The 15223-nt window shown below is 35.6% G+C and carries 9 protein-coding genes, 1 tRNA gene and 1 pseudogene; 8 read left to right on the plus strand and 3 right to left on the minus strand.

Going from position 1 to position 15223, the window contains the following annotated elements; all coding sequences use genetic code 11:
• The first annotated feature begins 10 nt into the window (after nucleotides 1–10).
• Nucleotides 11–85: transfer RNA gene (locus tag KAOT1_RS20020), tRNA-Val, on the plus strand.
• A 66-nt stretch (nucleotides 86–151) separates the two neighbouring features.
• On the opposite strand, the gene KAOT1_RS20025 is transcribed toward KAOT1_RS20020, so the two are convergent.
• Nucleotides 152–1423 (minus strand): UDP-N-acetylmuramoyl-tripeptide--D-alanyl-D-alanine ligase, encoded by a 1272-nt coding sequence (locus tag KAOT1_RS20025; protein ID WP_007096727.1) that lies wholly within the window; start codon nucleotides 1421–1423, stop codon nucleotides 152–154.
• Nucleotides 1424–1501: 78 nt separating this feature from the next.
• The gene (gene gldJ / locus KAOT1_RS20030; protein WP_040559735.1) at nucleotides 1502–3178 is read right to left on the minus strand and encodes a gliding motility lipoprotein GldJ; all 1677 of its coding nucleotides are present in this window, start codon (nucleotides 3176–3178) and stop codon (nucleotides 1502–1504) included.
• 226 nt (nucleotides 3179–3404) lie between these two features.
• On the opposite strand from gldJ, the gene porU reads away from it, so the two are divergent.
• Both porU and porV read left to right on the plus strand, forming a co-directional pair.
• The gene (porU, locus tag KAOT1_RS20035) at nucleotides 3405–7283 is read left to right on the plus strand and encodes a type IX secretion system sortase PorU (protein WP_007096729.1); all 3879 of its coding nucleotides are present in this window, start codon (nucleotides 3405–3407) and stop codon (nucleotides 7281–7283) included.
• A 31-nt stretch (nucleotides 7284–7314) separates the two neighbouring features.
• Nucleotides 7315–8556 carry a type IX secretion system outer membrane channel protein PorV gene (porV, locus tag KAOT1_RS20040; RefSeq protein ID WP_007096730.1) on the plus strand — a complete coding sequence of 414 codons (1242 nt, stop codon included), beginning with the start codon at nucleotides 7315–7317 and terminating at the stop codon, nucleotides 8554–8556.
• 321 nt (nucleotides 8557–8877) lie between these two features.
• On the opposite strand, the pseudogene KAOT1_RS20045 reads toward porV, so the two are convergent.
• A pseudogene (locus KAOT1_RS20045) lies at nucleotides 8878–9756 on the minus strand (IS982 family transposase).
• Between the two features lie 208 nt (nucleotides 9757–9964).
• Here KAOT1_RS20045 and cdd point away from each other — a divergent pair.
• From cdd to KAOT1_RS20070, 5 genes are all read left to right on the plus strand, one after another.
• A complete protein-coding gene (cdd, locus tag KAOT1_RS20050) occupies nucleotides 9965–10447 on the plus strand; it encodes a cytidine deaminase (RefSeq protein WP_007096732.1) in 483 nt (160 codons plus the stop codon).
• A 254-nt stretch (nucleotides 10448–10701) separates the two neighbouring features.
• On the plus strand, nucleotides 10702–11700 hold the full coding sequence (gene pdhA, locus KAOT1_RS20055) for a pyruvate dehydrogenase (acetyl-transferring) E1 component subunit alpha (protein WP_007096733.1): 999 nt from the start codon (nucleotides 10702–10704) through the stop codon (nucleotides 11698–11700).
• 6 nt (nucleotides 11701–11706) lie between these two features.
• Nucleotides 11707–13386, plus strand: a complete 1680-nt coding sequence (locus KAOT1_RS20060; protein ID WP_007096734.1) for a pyruvate dehydrogenase complex dihydrolipoamide acetyltransferase — start codon at nucleotides 11707–11709, stop codon at nucleotides 13384–13386.
• 84 nt (nucleotides 13387–13470) lie between these two features.
• The gene (locus tag KAOT1_RS20065) at nucleotides 13471–14418 is read left to right on the plus strand and encodes a M28 family metallopeptidase (RefSeq protein ID WP_007096735.1); all 948 of its coding nucleotides are present in this window, start codon (nucleotides 13471–13473) and stop codon (nucleotides 14416–14418) included.
• Between the two features lie 84 nt (nucleotides 14419–14502).
• The gene (locus tag KAOT1_RS20070; RefSeq protein ID WP_007096736.1) at nucleotides 14503–15183 is read left to right on the plus strand and encodes an SDR family NAD(P)-dependent oxidoreductase; all 681 of its coding nucleotides are present in this window, start codon (nucleotides 14503–14505) and stop codon (nucleotides 15181–15183) included.
• Nucleotides 15184–15223 lie beyond the last annotated feature (40 nt).

Here is a 15223-nt window from a genome sequence, read left to right on the forward strand (position 1 = left end):
AATGAACTTCGGGTGATTAGCTCAGCTGGTTCAGAGCACCTGCCTTACAAGCAGGGGGTCACTGGTTCGAATCCAGTATTACCCACAAAAAAAGCTTCTCATATGAGAAGCTTTTTTTAGTTTATGTCTTGCTTTTAAAAAGCTTGGTTAATTATAACAATTCCAAAATTCTTTCCAAAGCCATTCCGCGCGAACCTTTAATCAATAATGTGCTATTTTCTAGTGCTGGAAAATTTTCTTTTAATGATTCAAAAGTGGAATGAATTACGATTTTTTCGTTTGTGCTGTTAGTAATTCCGAAGTTTTCTCCGATCAAATAAATTTTTTCGATTTCTAATGAAGCTGCATAGTCATTTATAAATTGATGCTCTTCTTTTGCACTGTCTCCCAATTCAAACATATCGCCCAAAAAAGCAATTTTAGAAGTATCTGTTAAATCTGAAAAGTTATCCAAAGCTGCCTTCATGCTTGTAGGGTTTGCGTTATAAGCGTCTAAAATGATTTTATTGGTATTCTTAGTTAGAATTTGAGATCGGTTGTTAGAAGGGATATATGCTTCAATAGCTTCTTTAATGTCGTCTGAGTTCACTTTAAAGTACGTTCCTATGGCAATAGCGGCAGCAATGTTTGAAAAGTTATAGGAACCGATCAATTGACTTTGGATTTTTTTGCCATCAACAGCACATGAAACCATTGGATTTGCGGTTAGAAATTCTATAGAAAGATCATAAGTATCAGAACCTCCAAAAACATATGTGTTGGCATCTTGCGTTCTTTCTACTTGTTTCGTGTCGTCTCCATTCACAAAAATAAATTTGTCAGAAGCTTTTAAATAATCATACAATTCACTTTTCCCAATAATAACACCTTCAATGCCTCCAAAGCCTTCCAAATGTGCTTTTCCGAAGTTTGTAATATATCCGTAATCTGGTTCGGCAATACTGCTTAAAAAAGCTATTTCTCTTTTATGGTTTGCGCCCATTTCAACAATTCCAATTTCTGTATCAGAATTCATAGAGAGTAGTGTAAGCGGTACGCCAATGTGATTATTTAGATTTCCTTTGGTAGCGGTTGTGTTAAATTTTTTTGATAACACAGCATTGATGAGTTCTTTCGTTGTTGTTTTTCCATTACTTCCTGTGAGTGAAATGATAGGAATGTTTAATTGTTTTCTGTGATAATTAGCGAGTTTTTGAAGGCTTTCTAAGGCATCATTTACAAGAATAGTTTGTTCTGATGTAACATATTCTTTTTCGTCAACTATAGCGTATGCAGCACCTTTTTCTAAAGCATCTTTAGCGTATTTATTTCCATTGAAATTATCACCTTTTAAGGCAAAGAAAATACAATTAGGGGTAATTTTCCTTGAATCGGTAGTTATGTTTGGATATTTCTGAAAGATGGTATATAACTCTTGAATCATTACGTATAAAATTAAAGTTAAAACGAAAAAAAGCCCTGCAAAACAGGGCTTTGAATAGGTACACCTAAAAGTGTAGTATTAGTTTCTTGGTCTCTTTTTTCCTTGTGATTTAGAACCAACTCTAGACATTGCACATCTAAACCCAATGTAAGAAGTTGCCATATATTCTGGGAAAGCTCTCCTTTGTGCAGGGTCAATCCAATAGGCTCTATCTTTCCAAGATCCACCTTTATAGACTCTTACGTTGTCATCAATTAACGTAGTTCTTGAATCAGATTTGTCATATTTTCTAACCATTCCTAAAGAATCAGAACCTACCACGTGCTTTGGAGCGTTGTACATACGCTTTCCGTCAGACTCACCTTCATTTTCTTCGTCTTCATTAAATAAGTCGTAGTATCTTGAAGAAGCAACATCTCCATCACGATAATTTCTGTTGTCAGCTTTATCGAAGTTTGTTCTTAAGTATGTTTCGTTTTCGTCAATTTCAACTTGTGCTAATTGACCAGGTAAGTTTCTAGCGATAATTCTACCGTTTGCTAGCGTATCGTATTTGATATTTCCAGCTTCTACGATTTCAACAGTACCTTCGCTGTTAATTTTGTTCTTCGTGTATACATTTCCACGATAGTAGTTAAAGTCGTTTGCTTCATCATCAACAATTGGACGATATACATCGGCAACCCATTCTGCAACGTTTCCTGCCATATCATACAATCCAAAATCATTTGGAGGATAAGACTTTACGCGAGCAGTAATATCAGCGCCATCGTCAGACCAACCTGCAATTCCACCATAATCACCTTTTCCTTGCTTAAAGTTTGCTAACTGATCTCCACGTCTTTTTCTGTTTCCGCTTCTTGTAAACTCACCTTTCCAAGGATATTTCTTTCTACCACGTACGTTGTTGTATTCTCTTAATCCATCCAAACCTTTAGCGGCATATTCCCACTCAGCTTCAGTTGGTAAACGATATTCTGGTAAGATGATTCCAGAAGTACGTTTTGCATATACGTTTGTATCTTCTTCTGTAGAATCTTGTTTTTTGCTTGCCTTTTCAGCAATTCTTCCTTTGTAGTCGTCAATTTGACCTCCATATGTTTGTTTTGGACGTGTCAAATATGCTTCTGTACTAAAAGTGCTTCCACCTTCAATACTATCCGTTTTTACTCCTTTGGCAATGTAACCTTCACGTTCTAAAACAGCTTCATTTACTCTGTCAGTTCTCCACTGGCAAAATTGAACTGCTTGAATCCAGTTTACACCAACAACAGGATATTCTGCATATCCAGGATGTCTTAAATAGTTTGTAGTCATCGTTTCGTTAAATCCTAAACGATCTCTCCAAACTAATGTGTCAGGTAAAATACCTGTGTAAATGTTTCTGTATTGTTCTTCTTCTGGAGGGAAAACAGTTTTAGTCCAATATAAGTATTCTGTATACATTAAATTGGTAACCTCTGTTTCATCCATGTAAAAAGATTGCACGTGTTGTTGATTTGGAGTATTGTTCCAATCGTGCATAGGATCATCCTGTGTTTTTCCCATCGTGAAAGTTCCACCTTCAACGAATACTAATCCAGGTGCAGTTTCCTGATCCTTATATTTAGTGTTAGCAGTAAATCCTCCATCTTTACCGTCAATACGCCATCCTGTGGCTCTTGAAGTATTGTTTGATGATGATCTTTTACAACTAAAAAATCCTAATGAAACTACTGCGACAAGTAGCATAATTCTTAATGTTCGCTTTTTCATAGTCAAGACTTGAGTATTGAGAGAAATTTTGGTTTGCAATATAGCAATTAAAGGTAAAATATCAAGATTTATTTCAAAAATTAATATATCAATTCGCCTTCATTACAAATATTAATAGTTTTCATATAACGGGCACAGTTGTTATTTATTATTCTTAATTTTGTTTTTTTTAAGAAATAGCTAAAACATTGAATAATATTTCAATGTATTTATCGTTAAATATGCAATGAAAAAAACACTAACTTTCCTTATAGGTCTCCTTTTTATAAGTGCTTCTGCGCAAAACAAACACTTTGATTTAACTTGGGAGGATTCGCCAAAAGAATTTTTAAAAGAAAATTCAACCACCGCTTTGCCTGCGTTTAATGAAGAATATTATGTCAATAATGATGACGGAACCATCAGTTTTATTGCGCAATGGGACGATGATCGTTATGTGAATAAGAATACGATTCAAATTACAAACGTAGCCTACGGAACGATCTCTAATCAGAATTTAGGCGGAATTGACAAACGCAGATTGCCAACTTCCATTGAAGCAAAAATTGTAAATTCTAGTGCAAGAGGGAAAAATGCACACATATTAATAGTATCTCCTTTAATTAATGATAATGGAGTTATTAAAAAAGTACTTAGTTTTGATGTAAACTATAGTTTTCTTGCAAGAAGACCGAATAATAGTATCGCAAAAAATACAGCTGCCGTTACGAGCTCTGTACTAGCAAGCGGAAATTTCTATAGATTTTCTGTGCAAGAATCGGGTATTCACAGAATTAGTGCTGATTTCTTAAACCAAATAGGATTAAACACGGGAAACATCAATCCAAGAAAAATAAAAATTTATGGAAATGGTGGTCGCATGATTCCACATGTAAATTCAGAAAATGAATATTACGATGTTACCGAAAATGCCATCTCTGTTGTAGGAGAGGAAGATGGAGAATTCAATGCTAACGATTATATTTTATTCTACGCAGAAGGATCAAGGAAATGGAATAAAGACAGTCAAACGCACATCAACGCATATACAGATAAGACTTATTATTACATTACCGCTGATGGTTCGGATGATGGAAAACGAATTCCAGAAGCGGTACAGCCAACTGCAACGCCAGATATTACCATCAATCAATACGATGATTATCAATTCCACGAAGAAGACAATGTGAATATTGTAAAACTTGGAAGAAGATGGTTTGGTGAAGTATTCAATATTGAAACAGAACAAACATTCGATTTTACAATACCAAACTTAATTACCACCGAACCTGTTACTATCGGAATTAAGCCAGCAGCCATCTCAAACGGAACTACAACAATGACTACGGCGATTAATGGGCAACCTGCTCAGGATATCAATGGGAATTCTGCATTTAACTTTAGCTTTTCTCCCATCAATACATCAACACTTGCAACACAACATGTAGTATCGGGCGCAACTCAATTACGACAAGGATTAATAGTAGATCAGGTAAATCTGAGTTCAGAAAATTTGAGCATTACACTAACATATCAAAACAACGGAGTTGCAGGATCTGTTGGATATTTAGACTATATTACTGTAGAAGCCAGACGTATGTTAACAGGAATAGGAAGTCAATTTACATTCCGTTACAATGATGCCAGAAATATATTAGGTGTGGGAGAGTTTGTAATCTCAAATGCCGCTTCAATTGAGCAGGTTTGGGATGTGACCGATATTTGGAATGTAACAAAAATAACCAACGATGCATTGGCAAATAACTTCTCATTCAAAGCGCCAATGGGCGAAGTAAGAGAATATATTGCTTTAGATACGTCACAATTTTTAATTCCAAGTATCGAACCAAACAGTTTACTTGTAAATCAAGACTTAAAAGGAAGTGTCTTTTCTCAAGGCGATGTTGAATACATTATCATTACTCCAGATGCATTTGTATCACAAGCAGAACGTTTGGCAGATTTCCATAGAAACAACTCTGGAATGATCGTAAAAGTTGTCACACTTGCAAGTATTTATAACGAATTCAATACAGGAAATCCTGATATTGGCGCCATTCGTAACTTTATCAAATATGTATACGACAATGCAAGTACGGTAGATAACAGAGTAAAATATGTATGTATGTTTGGTGATGCTTCTTACGATTATAAAGACCGAATAGAAGGCAATACCAATATCGTTCCTGTTTATCAAGCTTTCGATAGTTTTAATCTAACGAGAGGTTTTATGACTGATGATTTTTACGGTATGATGGATCCCGATGAAGGACTACTAACCATTTCTGATCGTTTGGATATTGCTTTAGGAAGAATGCTCATTTTAGATGCAAATCAAGCAAAAGAAATGGTAGATAAAACGCTTACCTATTACAGCAAAGAATCTTACGGAAGATGGAGAAATACGGTAACAATTGTTTCAGATGACGCCGAAAACAACTCCGACAAAGACTTAGAAGTTGATTTGGATGCGCTCGGAAATACTATTGCACAACAAAAACCATTCATCAATATTACCAAAATTCACTCAGACGCATATGTACAGCAATCTTCCGCAGCAGGAGAACGCTATCCAGAAGTAAATGAAGCTATTAAAGACAACATTGCGTTAGGTTCTTTAGTCGTGAATTATTTTGGTCATGGTGGAGAAGATGGATTATCGGGAGAACGAATCTTTGAAAAAGGAGATTCGCAAGAACTTACAAACGAATGCAGGCTTCCGCTATTTATCACAATTACTTGTGAATATACGCGTTTCGACAATCCGTTACGAGAAACAGCAGGAGAATTCATGTTTTGGAATGAAAATGGTGGTGCAGTCGCCTTACTCACAACGACACGACAAATATTTCAGAATGTTGGTGTAAGTATCAACGAATTGCTAGCGAGATATCTATTCTCGTACGGTTCCAACGAATATCAACCTGTTTCGGAAGCATTACGTCAAACAAAAACCTTAGTAACAACAACTAATAAAAGAACGGTATTTTACATTGGTGATCCAGCGTTAAAACTTGCCATTCCAAGACCAAGAGTAAATCTTACAGCAATAAACGATGTGCCAATTACGCAGCCAACAGATACACTAAAAGCACTGAGTAAAGTGAAAATGGCAGGAAACATTACTGACGAATTCGGAAACTTACTTGATACCTACAACGGAACAGTATTCTCTACGATATATGACAAAAAAATTCAACGCCAAACACTTGCGAACGACTTTCCATTTGTGTTAGACTTTGAAACGCTTGGAGAAATCATCTTCAGAGGAAAATCAGAAGTAGTTGATGGAAACTTTGAATTTGAATTTGTAGTACCAAGAGACATTACCATTCCTGTTGGAAACGGGCGTATAAGTTTCTACGCAGAAAAAGGAGATATACTAGAAGATCACACAGGATTCAACGAAAGTTTTAAAGTTGGAGAATTGGATGAAAATGCACCTGTTGATAACGATCCGCCAGTAGTAAATCTATTTCTTAATGACGAAAGTTTTGTTTCAGGAGGCATCACGAACGAATCACCATTTCTACTCGCAAAACTATCTGATGAAAACGGAATCAACACTGCTAGTGGAATTGGGCACGATATTGTGGCAATTCTCGATGGAGACGAAGTAAATCCATTTGTGCTAAATGACTATTACGAAACAGAACTAAACGATTACACACGCGGAATCGTAAAATTCCCATTACGAGATTTGGAAGATGGAACACATACACTTTCACTAAAAGCATGGGATGTGTACAACAATTCATCTACCACGGAAATACAATTCACAGTATTCAACGAAAACAATTCCTTAACTATTACCAATGTGTTAAATTATCCTAACCCTTTTGTAAGCTACACAGAATTTTGGTTCAACCATAACAGTTCAAGTGAACTTGATATTATGGTACAAGTTTTTACCATATCAGGAAAAGTTGTACGTACGCTTGTAGGTAAAACAAACGCTGGAGCAACAAGCAAAGACTTCAGTTCACTATCTAGAGACATTGTGTGGGATGGGAAAGATGATTTTGGAGATAAACTCGCAAAAGGAGTCTATGTATATAAGATTACAGTAAAATCTCCGTTAACTAATCAGAAAGTCGAAAAATTTGAAAAACTTGTAATACTATAAATAAAACCTATATTTGTTAAAATTTAACTGAATGAAGAAGATATTTTTATCCATATTGTGTTTAATTCCTTTGGGAATGTTGGCACAAACTACGGTAGTAAATCCAAATGATACAAGAGTAATTACTACAGGAGTTCCTTTCTTACTAATCACACCAGACGCAAGAGCTGCTGGTATGGGAGAACTTGGTGTTGCTACATCACCAGATACCTATTCACAACAATGGAATCCAGCAAAATATGCATTTGCAAAAGAACAAATTGGTGTAGGAATCAGTTATACACCATACTTAAGTGACTTAGTAAATGATATATTTTTAGGGAACTTGACATTTTACAACAGAATCAGTGAAAGAAGTGCTTGGTCTGCAAGTATCAAATACTTTAGCTTAGGTGAAATTGAAATCATCACACAGCAACAGGCAGACATCGGAAACTTTACACCATTAATTGAAAGACCAAACGAATTAGCAATTGATGCATCGTATGCATTGCGCTTAAGCGATCAATTCTCTATGTCGGTAACAGGTCGTTTCTTACGTTCAGATTTAAAACTACAATCGCAACCAGATGCAGAAGCAAATGCTGCTAGTACGTTTGCAGTTGATATTGCAGGATACTATCAATCTGAAGAAACTGCTTATGACAACTTCAACGGACGTTGGAGAGCAGGATTCAATATCTCTAACTTAGGTCCAAAACTAAAATATGATGATTTAGGACAAGAAAACTTCTTACCAACACAATTAAAACTAGGTGGAGGTTTTGACTTTATCTTCGACGAATACAACACATTAGCAGTAAGTCTTGAAGTAAACAAACTATTAGTGCCAACACCTCCAAAACTCGGTTTTGTTGATACTAATGATAACGGAAATCAAGACACTGACGATTTATCTACACCAGATGTTGATGAAAATGAGCCAACAATCATCGTTGCAGGACAAGATGACGATGTAAGTTTCGTATCAGGAATCTTTCAATCATTTGGTGATGCACCAGATGGTTTCAGTGAAGAATTAAAAGAATTCACTTGGGCATTAGGAGCTGAATATTGGTATCAAGACTCATTTGCATTACGCGCAGGATACTTTAACGAAAGCGAAATAAAAGGAGCTAGAAAATTCTTTACCTTAGGAGCTGGATTCAAATACAGTGCTGTAAAAATTGATGTTTCTTACTTATTCTCAGCATCACAAGTAAAAAATCCATTAGAAAACACATTGCGTTTCTCACTCACGTTCAACTTAGGAGACACGTACGACGAATTATAGTATTCAAATACAAAAGACAAATATCAAAAAACCTTTCAAGCTTTCTTGGAAGGTTTTTTGGTTTTAGCAAAGTGAGTATTTAGATTTTAGAATTAAGAAGTTTCAAATGTCAATTCGAGCGCAGTCGAGAATACTTTGATATCGAATCAAATCCACAAATTCGCAAATCCATAAAAAACGAATAAACAAGTGTAAGGTTTAACAGTTGATAAATTTATGAGTTTAGACTTTGAAATTAAACTAGCATAAAAAACTTTACCCAAAATCTGTCACATCGAGCATTATTGAGATTAAAATATATATTAATAACCCGTTGTGCATTTAGGTAATATTTATTTTTAGATTATTGATGTTTCTGTTGAATTGAAATTTATTGATGTACTGAATGACTGTCATTGCTGTGATTTTTGATAAGATTCTATTTTTAAATCCATTAAAAGATTTGGCATAATTTCTTCGAATCATAAACTGATCACATAACTGAGAAAATAGCGTTTCAATTCGTTTTCTAGATTTTTTAAAAACATAAGGCTGTTCTTTATAATTTCTTTAATTTTTACGCATTGGTGTTTGAAGTCTAATATTTTGCGTTTCAAATAAGTTTAGTTGATATTCCGCAGATAAATAACCTCTATCTCCAAGTAATAAACAGTTTTTTAATTGATACTGTATATCTTTTAAGTAATTGATATCGTGAACACAAGCAGAACTAATATCTAGACTTTCGATGACTCCTTGAAAAGAGCAAACTGCATGAAGTTTATACCCATAGTAATGAGTTGATTGACTCGCACAATAGCCTTTTTCGGGTAAACTATACTGTTGTTCTCTACATATTTTACTTCTTGAACTTCTAGATAACTTGCAAATTTCTAACGGCATGCTATCAACAATAAAACAATCTTGAGAAGCATTTAATCTAAAAACCAACTCTTTACGAAGTGATTCTTTAAAAGAAAATAATTTTCGCCTTCTTCTGTTATAAACACTTCGTTCTATTTTACTAGATAATTTCTTGGGTAATATCCTGAAAAGCTGACATTCACTATCAATACTCATATATTCAGAAGTTAAGTCAATTGAGACAAGCTCTAAATCACGTAGTTTAGGTTTACGTATTTGGTGTAAATAATCCATTTTAGTATTTAAACTTTTTAAAACTTCTAGTATTTTATCGTAATTTGCTTGAAAGTTGTGCATCTTAAATTGTTGTGTGGTAACTACAATTTACTGCCTTTTAGCAGTTTGCACAACTTTTTCTTAAATGCACAACGGGTATTAATAGAAAATACCTAGCGAAGCTATCGAGATGCAATACCAAAAATTCTTTATTCCATAAATAATCACTATCTTTCTAAGCTGTTTTGATCTGAAGAAAACGATCATCAGTACAGAAAATAAATTTCACATGCAGGAAATAAAAATCACAACAACACTCACTTGTTATGACAACATAGAGGAACTTCCTCAAAACATTCAGGAATTGATGCAACATGCGGTAGAAGCGCGAAAAAAGGCATATGCACCATATTCTAAATTTAAAGTAGGTGCAGCGTTATTTCTTGAAAACGGAGTAGTAGTAACAGGAAGTAATCAGGAAAATGCAGCCTATCCTTCTGGATTGTGTGCAGAGCGCGTAGCTATCTTTCACGCAGGTGCGCAATATCCAAATGTCAAAATACAACAAATTGCTATCACGGCAACTTCTGACAATCATATCAATAAAACACCGATTCCACCATGCGGAGCATGTAGACAATCGATTGCAGAATATGAAATGCGTCAAGAGAAAGCGATTGAAATTTATTTTATGGGAGCGGAAGGAAAAATCATGAAATCAGATTCATTAAAAGATTTATTACCATTAATTTTTGATAAATCATATTTATAAAAACACGAAAAATTAACAAAAACTATAAAAATAAAAGAACAAAATAACGCGTGTATGTGATATTGCCATTTTCGATAACGTTTTCGAAAGAATATTTCATGTAAAAACATAGATAAATTACCGCTACATTTTTTCACTTCTTATTAAAATAGTATTTTTGTTATTCATTTATCGAAACAAACACTAAAGCTATAAACCTTTAAATGGAGTTGTTGTTTACTTAAAAATGGCAAATCCAACCAATTTAGAACTAAATGGAAAAGATCACTAAAGAAATATATCTCAAATGGTATGAGGATATGTTATTCTGGAGAAAGTTTGAAGACAAACTAGCTGCTGTATACATCCAGCAAAAAGTACGTGGATTTCTTCACCTATACAATGGTCAAGAAGCTGTTTTGGCAGGATCATTACACGCAATGGATTTATCGAAAGATAAAATGATTACAGCATATAGAAACCACGTTCAGCCAATTGGAATGGGAGTTGATCCTAAAAAAGTAATGGCAGAACTCTATGGTAAAGCAACTGGAACATCGCAAGGTCTTGGAGGATCAATGCACATATTCGCGCCAGAAAACGGATTTTATGGTGGACATGGAATAGTTGGTGGGCAAATTCCTTTAGGAGCAGGTTTGGCTTTTGCAGACAAATATTTCAAAAGAAATGCAGTAACCTTATGTTACATGGGAGATGGAGCTGTTCGTCAAGGATCGTTACACGAAACGTTCAACATGGCAATGAACTGGAAACTTCCAGTAGTATTTATCTGTGAAAATAACGGATATGCTATGGGAACTTCTGTAGAAAGAACCGCAAACCATACCGACATTTGGAAACTTGGTTTAGGATATGAAATGCCTTGTGGACCTGTAGACGGAATGAATCCTGAAAAAGTGGCTGAAGCTGTACACGAAGCTGTAGAACGAGCAAGACGCGGAGACGGACCAACATTCTTAGAAATGAAAACGTACCGTTACAGAGGACACTCAATGTCTGATGCACAACACTACAGAACAAAAGATGAAGTAGCAGAATACAAAAAAATTGATCCAATAACACAAGTAAAAGAAACACTATTGGAGAAAAAATATGCTACCGAAGATGAAATTGCTGAGATGGATAAGCGCGTGAAAGACTTGGTAAAAGAATGCGAAAAATTTGCAGAAGAATCTCCATATCCAGACAAAAGCTTAATGTACGACGCAGTATACGAACAAGAAGATTATCCATTTTTACCTCATAAACTATAATAAAACATGGCAGAAATTATAAACATGCCACGACTAAGTGACACCATGGAAGAAGGTGTTGTGGCATCATGGTTAAAAAAAGTAGGTGATAAAGTTGAAGAAGGTGATATTCTCGCTGAGATTGAAACCGACAAAGCAACGATGGAATTCGAATCTTTCCATGAAGGGACACTACTATACATCGGAGTTCAAGAAGGAGAAACCGCACCTGTTGATACATTATTGGCAATCATTGGTGATGAAGGAGAAGATGTAGATGCACTTGTAAAAGGAGCAGATGCACCAGCAACAGAAGAAACGTCTAAAGAACAAAAAAAGCCAGAAACAGAAGAAAAATCGACTGAGGAATCAAAATCCGAAAAAACCGAAAAAGTTGAAATGCCTGAAGGCGCTATCGTAGTAACAATGCCACGATTAAGCGATACAATGGAAGAAGGAACTGTCGCTTCATGGTTAAAGCAAGTTGGTGACAAAGTTGAAGAAGGTGATATTCTTGCCGAAATTGAAACCGACAAAGCTACGATGGAGTTTGAATCTTTCAATGAAGGAACACTATTATATATCGGAGTTCAAGAAGGAGAAACCGCTCCTGTAGATAGTATTCTAGCTGTCATTGGAAAAGAAGGAACGGATGTTGATGCTGTATTAAAAGCAAATGATTCGGGAAACGCTTCCGCAGAAACAACAACGGAAGAAGCTCCGAAAGAAGAAAAAGCAGCAAAAAAGGAAGAAACAAAAGAAACAGAAACGAAAGAAGAACCAAAAGCTTCTGGAAACGCTTCTTCAAATGGTAGAATCATTGCTTCGCCATTAGCAAAGAAAATTGCAGCCGACAAAGGAATTGATCTTTCAGAAGTAAAAGGAACTGGAGATCATGGACGTATTATAAAGCGCGATGTAGAAAACTTCACGCCAGCAGCAAAAGAAGCATCAGCAGCAAAAGAAACGAGTTCTAAATCTGCGGAAGCAACATCAGCTCCAGCACCATTTGTGCCAGCAGGAGAAGAAAGCAGTGAAGAAGCGAAAAACTCGCAAATGCGTAAAACAATTGCACGTCGATTAGGAGAATCAAAATTCTCCGCGCCACATTATTACCTTACGGTAGAATTGGATATGGACAACGCAATTGCTTCTAGAAAAACAATCAACGCAATTCCAGATATCAAAGTTTCATTCAACGACATGATTGTAAAAGCTTGCGCGATGGCATTACGCAAACATCCACAAGTAAACACCACTTGGAATGATGCTTCAACAACATATCACAAACACATTCACGTTGGTGTAGCCGTAGCAGTTGACGACGGATTGTTAGTTCCTGTATTGAAATTTGCAGACCAAATGAGTTTAACAACCATTGGTGCAAACGTACGTGACTTGGCAGGGAAAGCGAGAAACAAAAAGATTTCTCCAGCAGAAATGGAAGGAAGTACATTTACCATTTCTAACCTAGGAATGTTTGGAATCTTAGAATTCACTTCAATCATCAATCAGCCAAACTCAGCAATTCTTTCTGTAGGTACTATTGTGCAAAAGCCAGTAGTGAAAAACGGAGAAATTGTCGTAGGAAATACAATGAAAGTAACGTTAGCGTGCGACCACAGAACCGTAGATGGCGCAACAGGAGCACAATTCCTGCAAACTGTAAAACAGTATGTGGAAAATCCTGTGACAATGTTAGCATAACAATACATCACATCAAAAATCCCACGCTGAGTGGGATTTTTTGTTTAAATCAATCATCAATCAATTAATCAAAATCAATCCAACATGAAACAGCTAAAAAATATTTTCAGAATCTGTTTACTCTCACTCGTTATCTTTTCGTGTAAAACGAAAGAAATCGTCATTCAAGCACAAGAAGTAGATGACATCGTAACTTATTTAGCTTCAGATGAATTAGAAGGACGAGATACAGGAAGTGAAGGAATTGAAAAAGCCGCTGTATATATTGAAAACTATTTTAAAGATAATGGCGTAAAACCATATTTTGACACGTATCGTGATAGTTTTACGGTAAAAGGAAAAGAAGCTTTTAACGTAATTGGGTACTTAGAAGGAAACGATCCGAATCTAAAAAATGAATTTGTCATCATTGGTGCACATTACGATCATATTGGATTTGCAGAACCTGTAGGAGATGATAAAATTGCCAATGGAGCCAATGACAATGCAGCAGGTGTTGGAACGGTAATGGCAATGGCAAAATACTTCGCTAAAACCAAAAGCAACAAAAGAAGCATCTTATTTACGTTATTCTCTGCGGAAGAAAAAGGATTGCTCGGTTCAAAACACTTAGCAAAAACACTAAAAAATGAAGGAATTGATTTATACATAATGCTGAACTATGAAATGGTTGGAGTACCTTTAGTTGGAAAAGATTATACAGCCTATGTAACAGGTTTTAATAAAACGAATCTTGCTGAAAAAATGAACGAATATGCAGGGAAAAAAATCGCAGGATTCTTGCCAAAAGCAGGTGAATTCAGATTGTTTATGCGTTCGGACAACTATCCGTTTTTTCAAGAATTCAACGTGCCTTGTCAAACCTTTTGTACCTTCGACTTTACCAATTTTGATCACTATCACAAAGTAGGAGACGAATCTGATAAAATGGATTTCAATCACATGGCAAACTTTGTAAATACGTTCATTCCCGCAGTAAGAAAAGCAGTAAATGCGCCAACAAAAGAAATCAAATTAAATCCTTCAAAATAATATCTAATTTGATAATTTGAAAAATGTAACAATTACGTCATGCTGAACTTGATTCAGCATCTCAAAAGCTTAGTATAATTCATTATGAAAAACGTCATCATCACAGGAACAAGTAGGGGAATTGGCTTCGAATTAGTACATCTATTTGCAAATCAAGGATACAATGTTTTGGCATTATCTAGAAACGAAAAACCAATTTCAAACCTAACCTATGATAACATTACGTCATTTGCTTTCGATTTGAGCAAACCAGAAGATTATGGCAGAGTAACAAATTTTGTAAAAGAAAACTGGGAGCAAGTAGACATCGTTATCCACAATGCAGGTGCGTTGCTCAACCGACCTTTTGCAGAAACCACTATGGAAGATTTTAAGTGGATTTATGAAGTAAATGTGTTTGGCGTTGCCGAATTAAGTCGCGTGTTATTGCCGTTTATGGTTTCAGGAAGTCACGTGGTAACTATCAGTTCTATGGGCGGAATTCAAGGAAGTATGAAATTCCCAGGATTGGCAGCATACAGTTCGTCAAAAGGCGCTGTGATTACCTTGGTAGAATTGCTAGCGGAAGAACACAAAGACGCAGGAATTGCCTTCAATGTATTAGCTCTTGGTGCAGTACAAACAGAAATGTTGGAAGAAGCTTTTCCAGGATACAAAGCACCACTAAGTGCGTTAGAAATGGCTCAATACATTCACGATTTTTCACTCAACGGAAACAAATACTACAACGGTAAAATAATGCAAGTTTCGAGTTCTACACCGTAATTTTGGACTGTAAAAGCATTTTTTGACACTTTTTTTACAT

The sequence above is a fragment of the Kordia algicida OT-1 genome, assembly GCF_000154725.1.
Classification (GTDB): Bacteria; Bacteroidota; Bacteroidia; order Flavobacteriales; family Flavobacteriaceae; genus Kordia; species Kordia algicida.

What these genes read in the sequence shown, in the direction of transcription:
- porU (WP_007096729.1), top strand. Translation starts at nt 3,405, where the DNA reads ATGAAAAAAACACTAACTTTCCTTATAGGTCTCCTTTTTATAAGTGCT.
- pdhA (WP_007096733.1), top strand. Translation starts at nt 10,702, where the DNA reads ATGGAAAAGATCACTAAAGAAATATATCTCAAATGGTATGAGGATATG.
- KAOT1_RS20060 (WP_007096734.1), top strand. Translation starts at nt 11,707, where the DNA reads ATGGCAGAAATTATAAACATGCCACGACTAAGTGACACCATGGAAGAA.
- KAOT1_RS20065 (WP_007096735.1), top strand. Translation starts at nt 13,471, where the DNA reads ATGAAACAGCTAAAAAATATTTTCAGAATCTGTTTACTCTCACTCGTT.
- KAOT1_RS20070 (WP_007096736.1), top strand. Translation starts at nt 14,503, where the DNA reads ATGAAAAACGTCATCATCACAGGAACAAGTAGGGGAATTGGCTTCGAA.
- cdd (WP_007096732.1), top strand. Translation starts at nt 9,965, where the DNA reads ATGCAGGAAATAAAAATCACAACAACACTCACTTGTTATGACAACATA.
- porV (WP_007096730.1), top strand. Translation starts at nt 7,315, where the DNA reads ATGAAGAAGATATTTTTATCCATATTGTGTTTAATTCCTTTGGGAATG.
- gldJ (WP_040559735.1), bottom strand. Translation starts at nt 3,178, where the DNA reads ATGAAAAAGCGAACATTAAGAATTATGCTACTTGTCGCAGTAGTTTCA.
- KAOT1_RS20025 (WP_007096727.1), bottom strand. Translation starts at nt 1,423, where the DNA reads ATGATTCAAGAGTTATATACCATCTTTCAGAAATATCCAAACATAACT.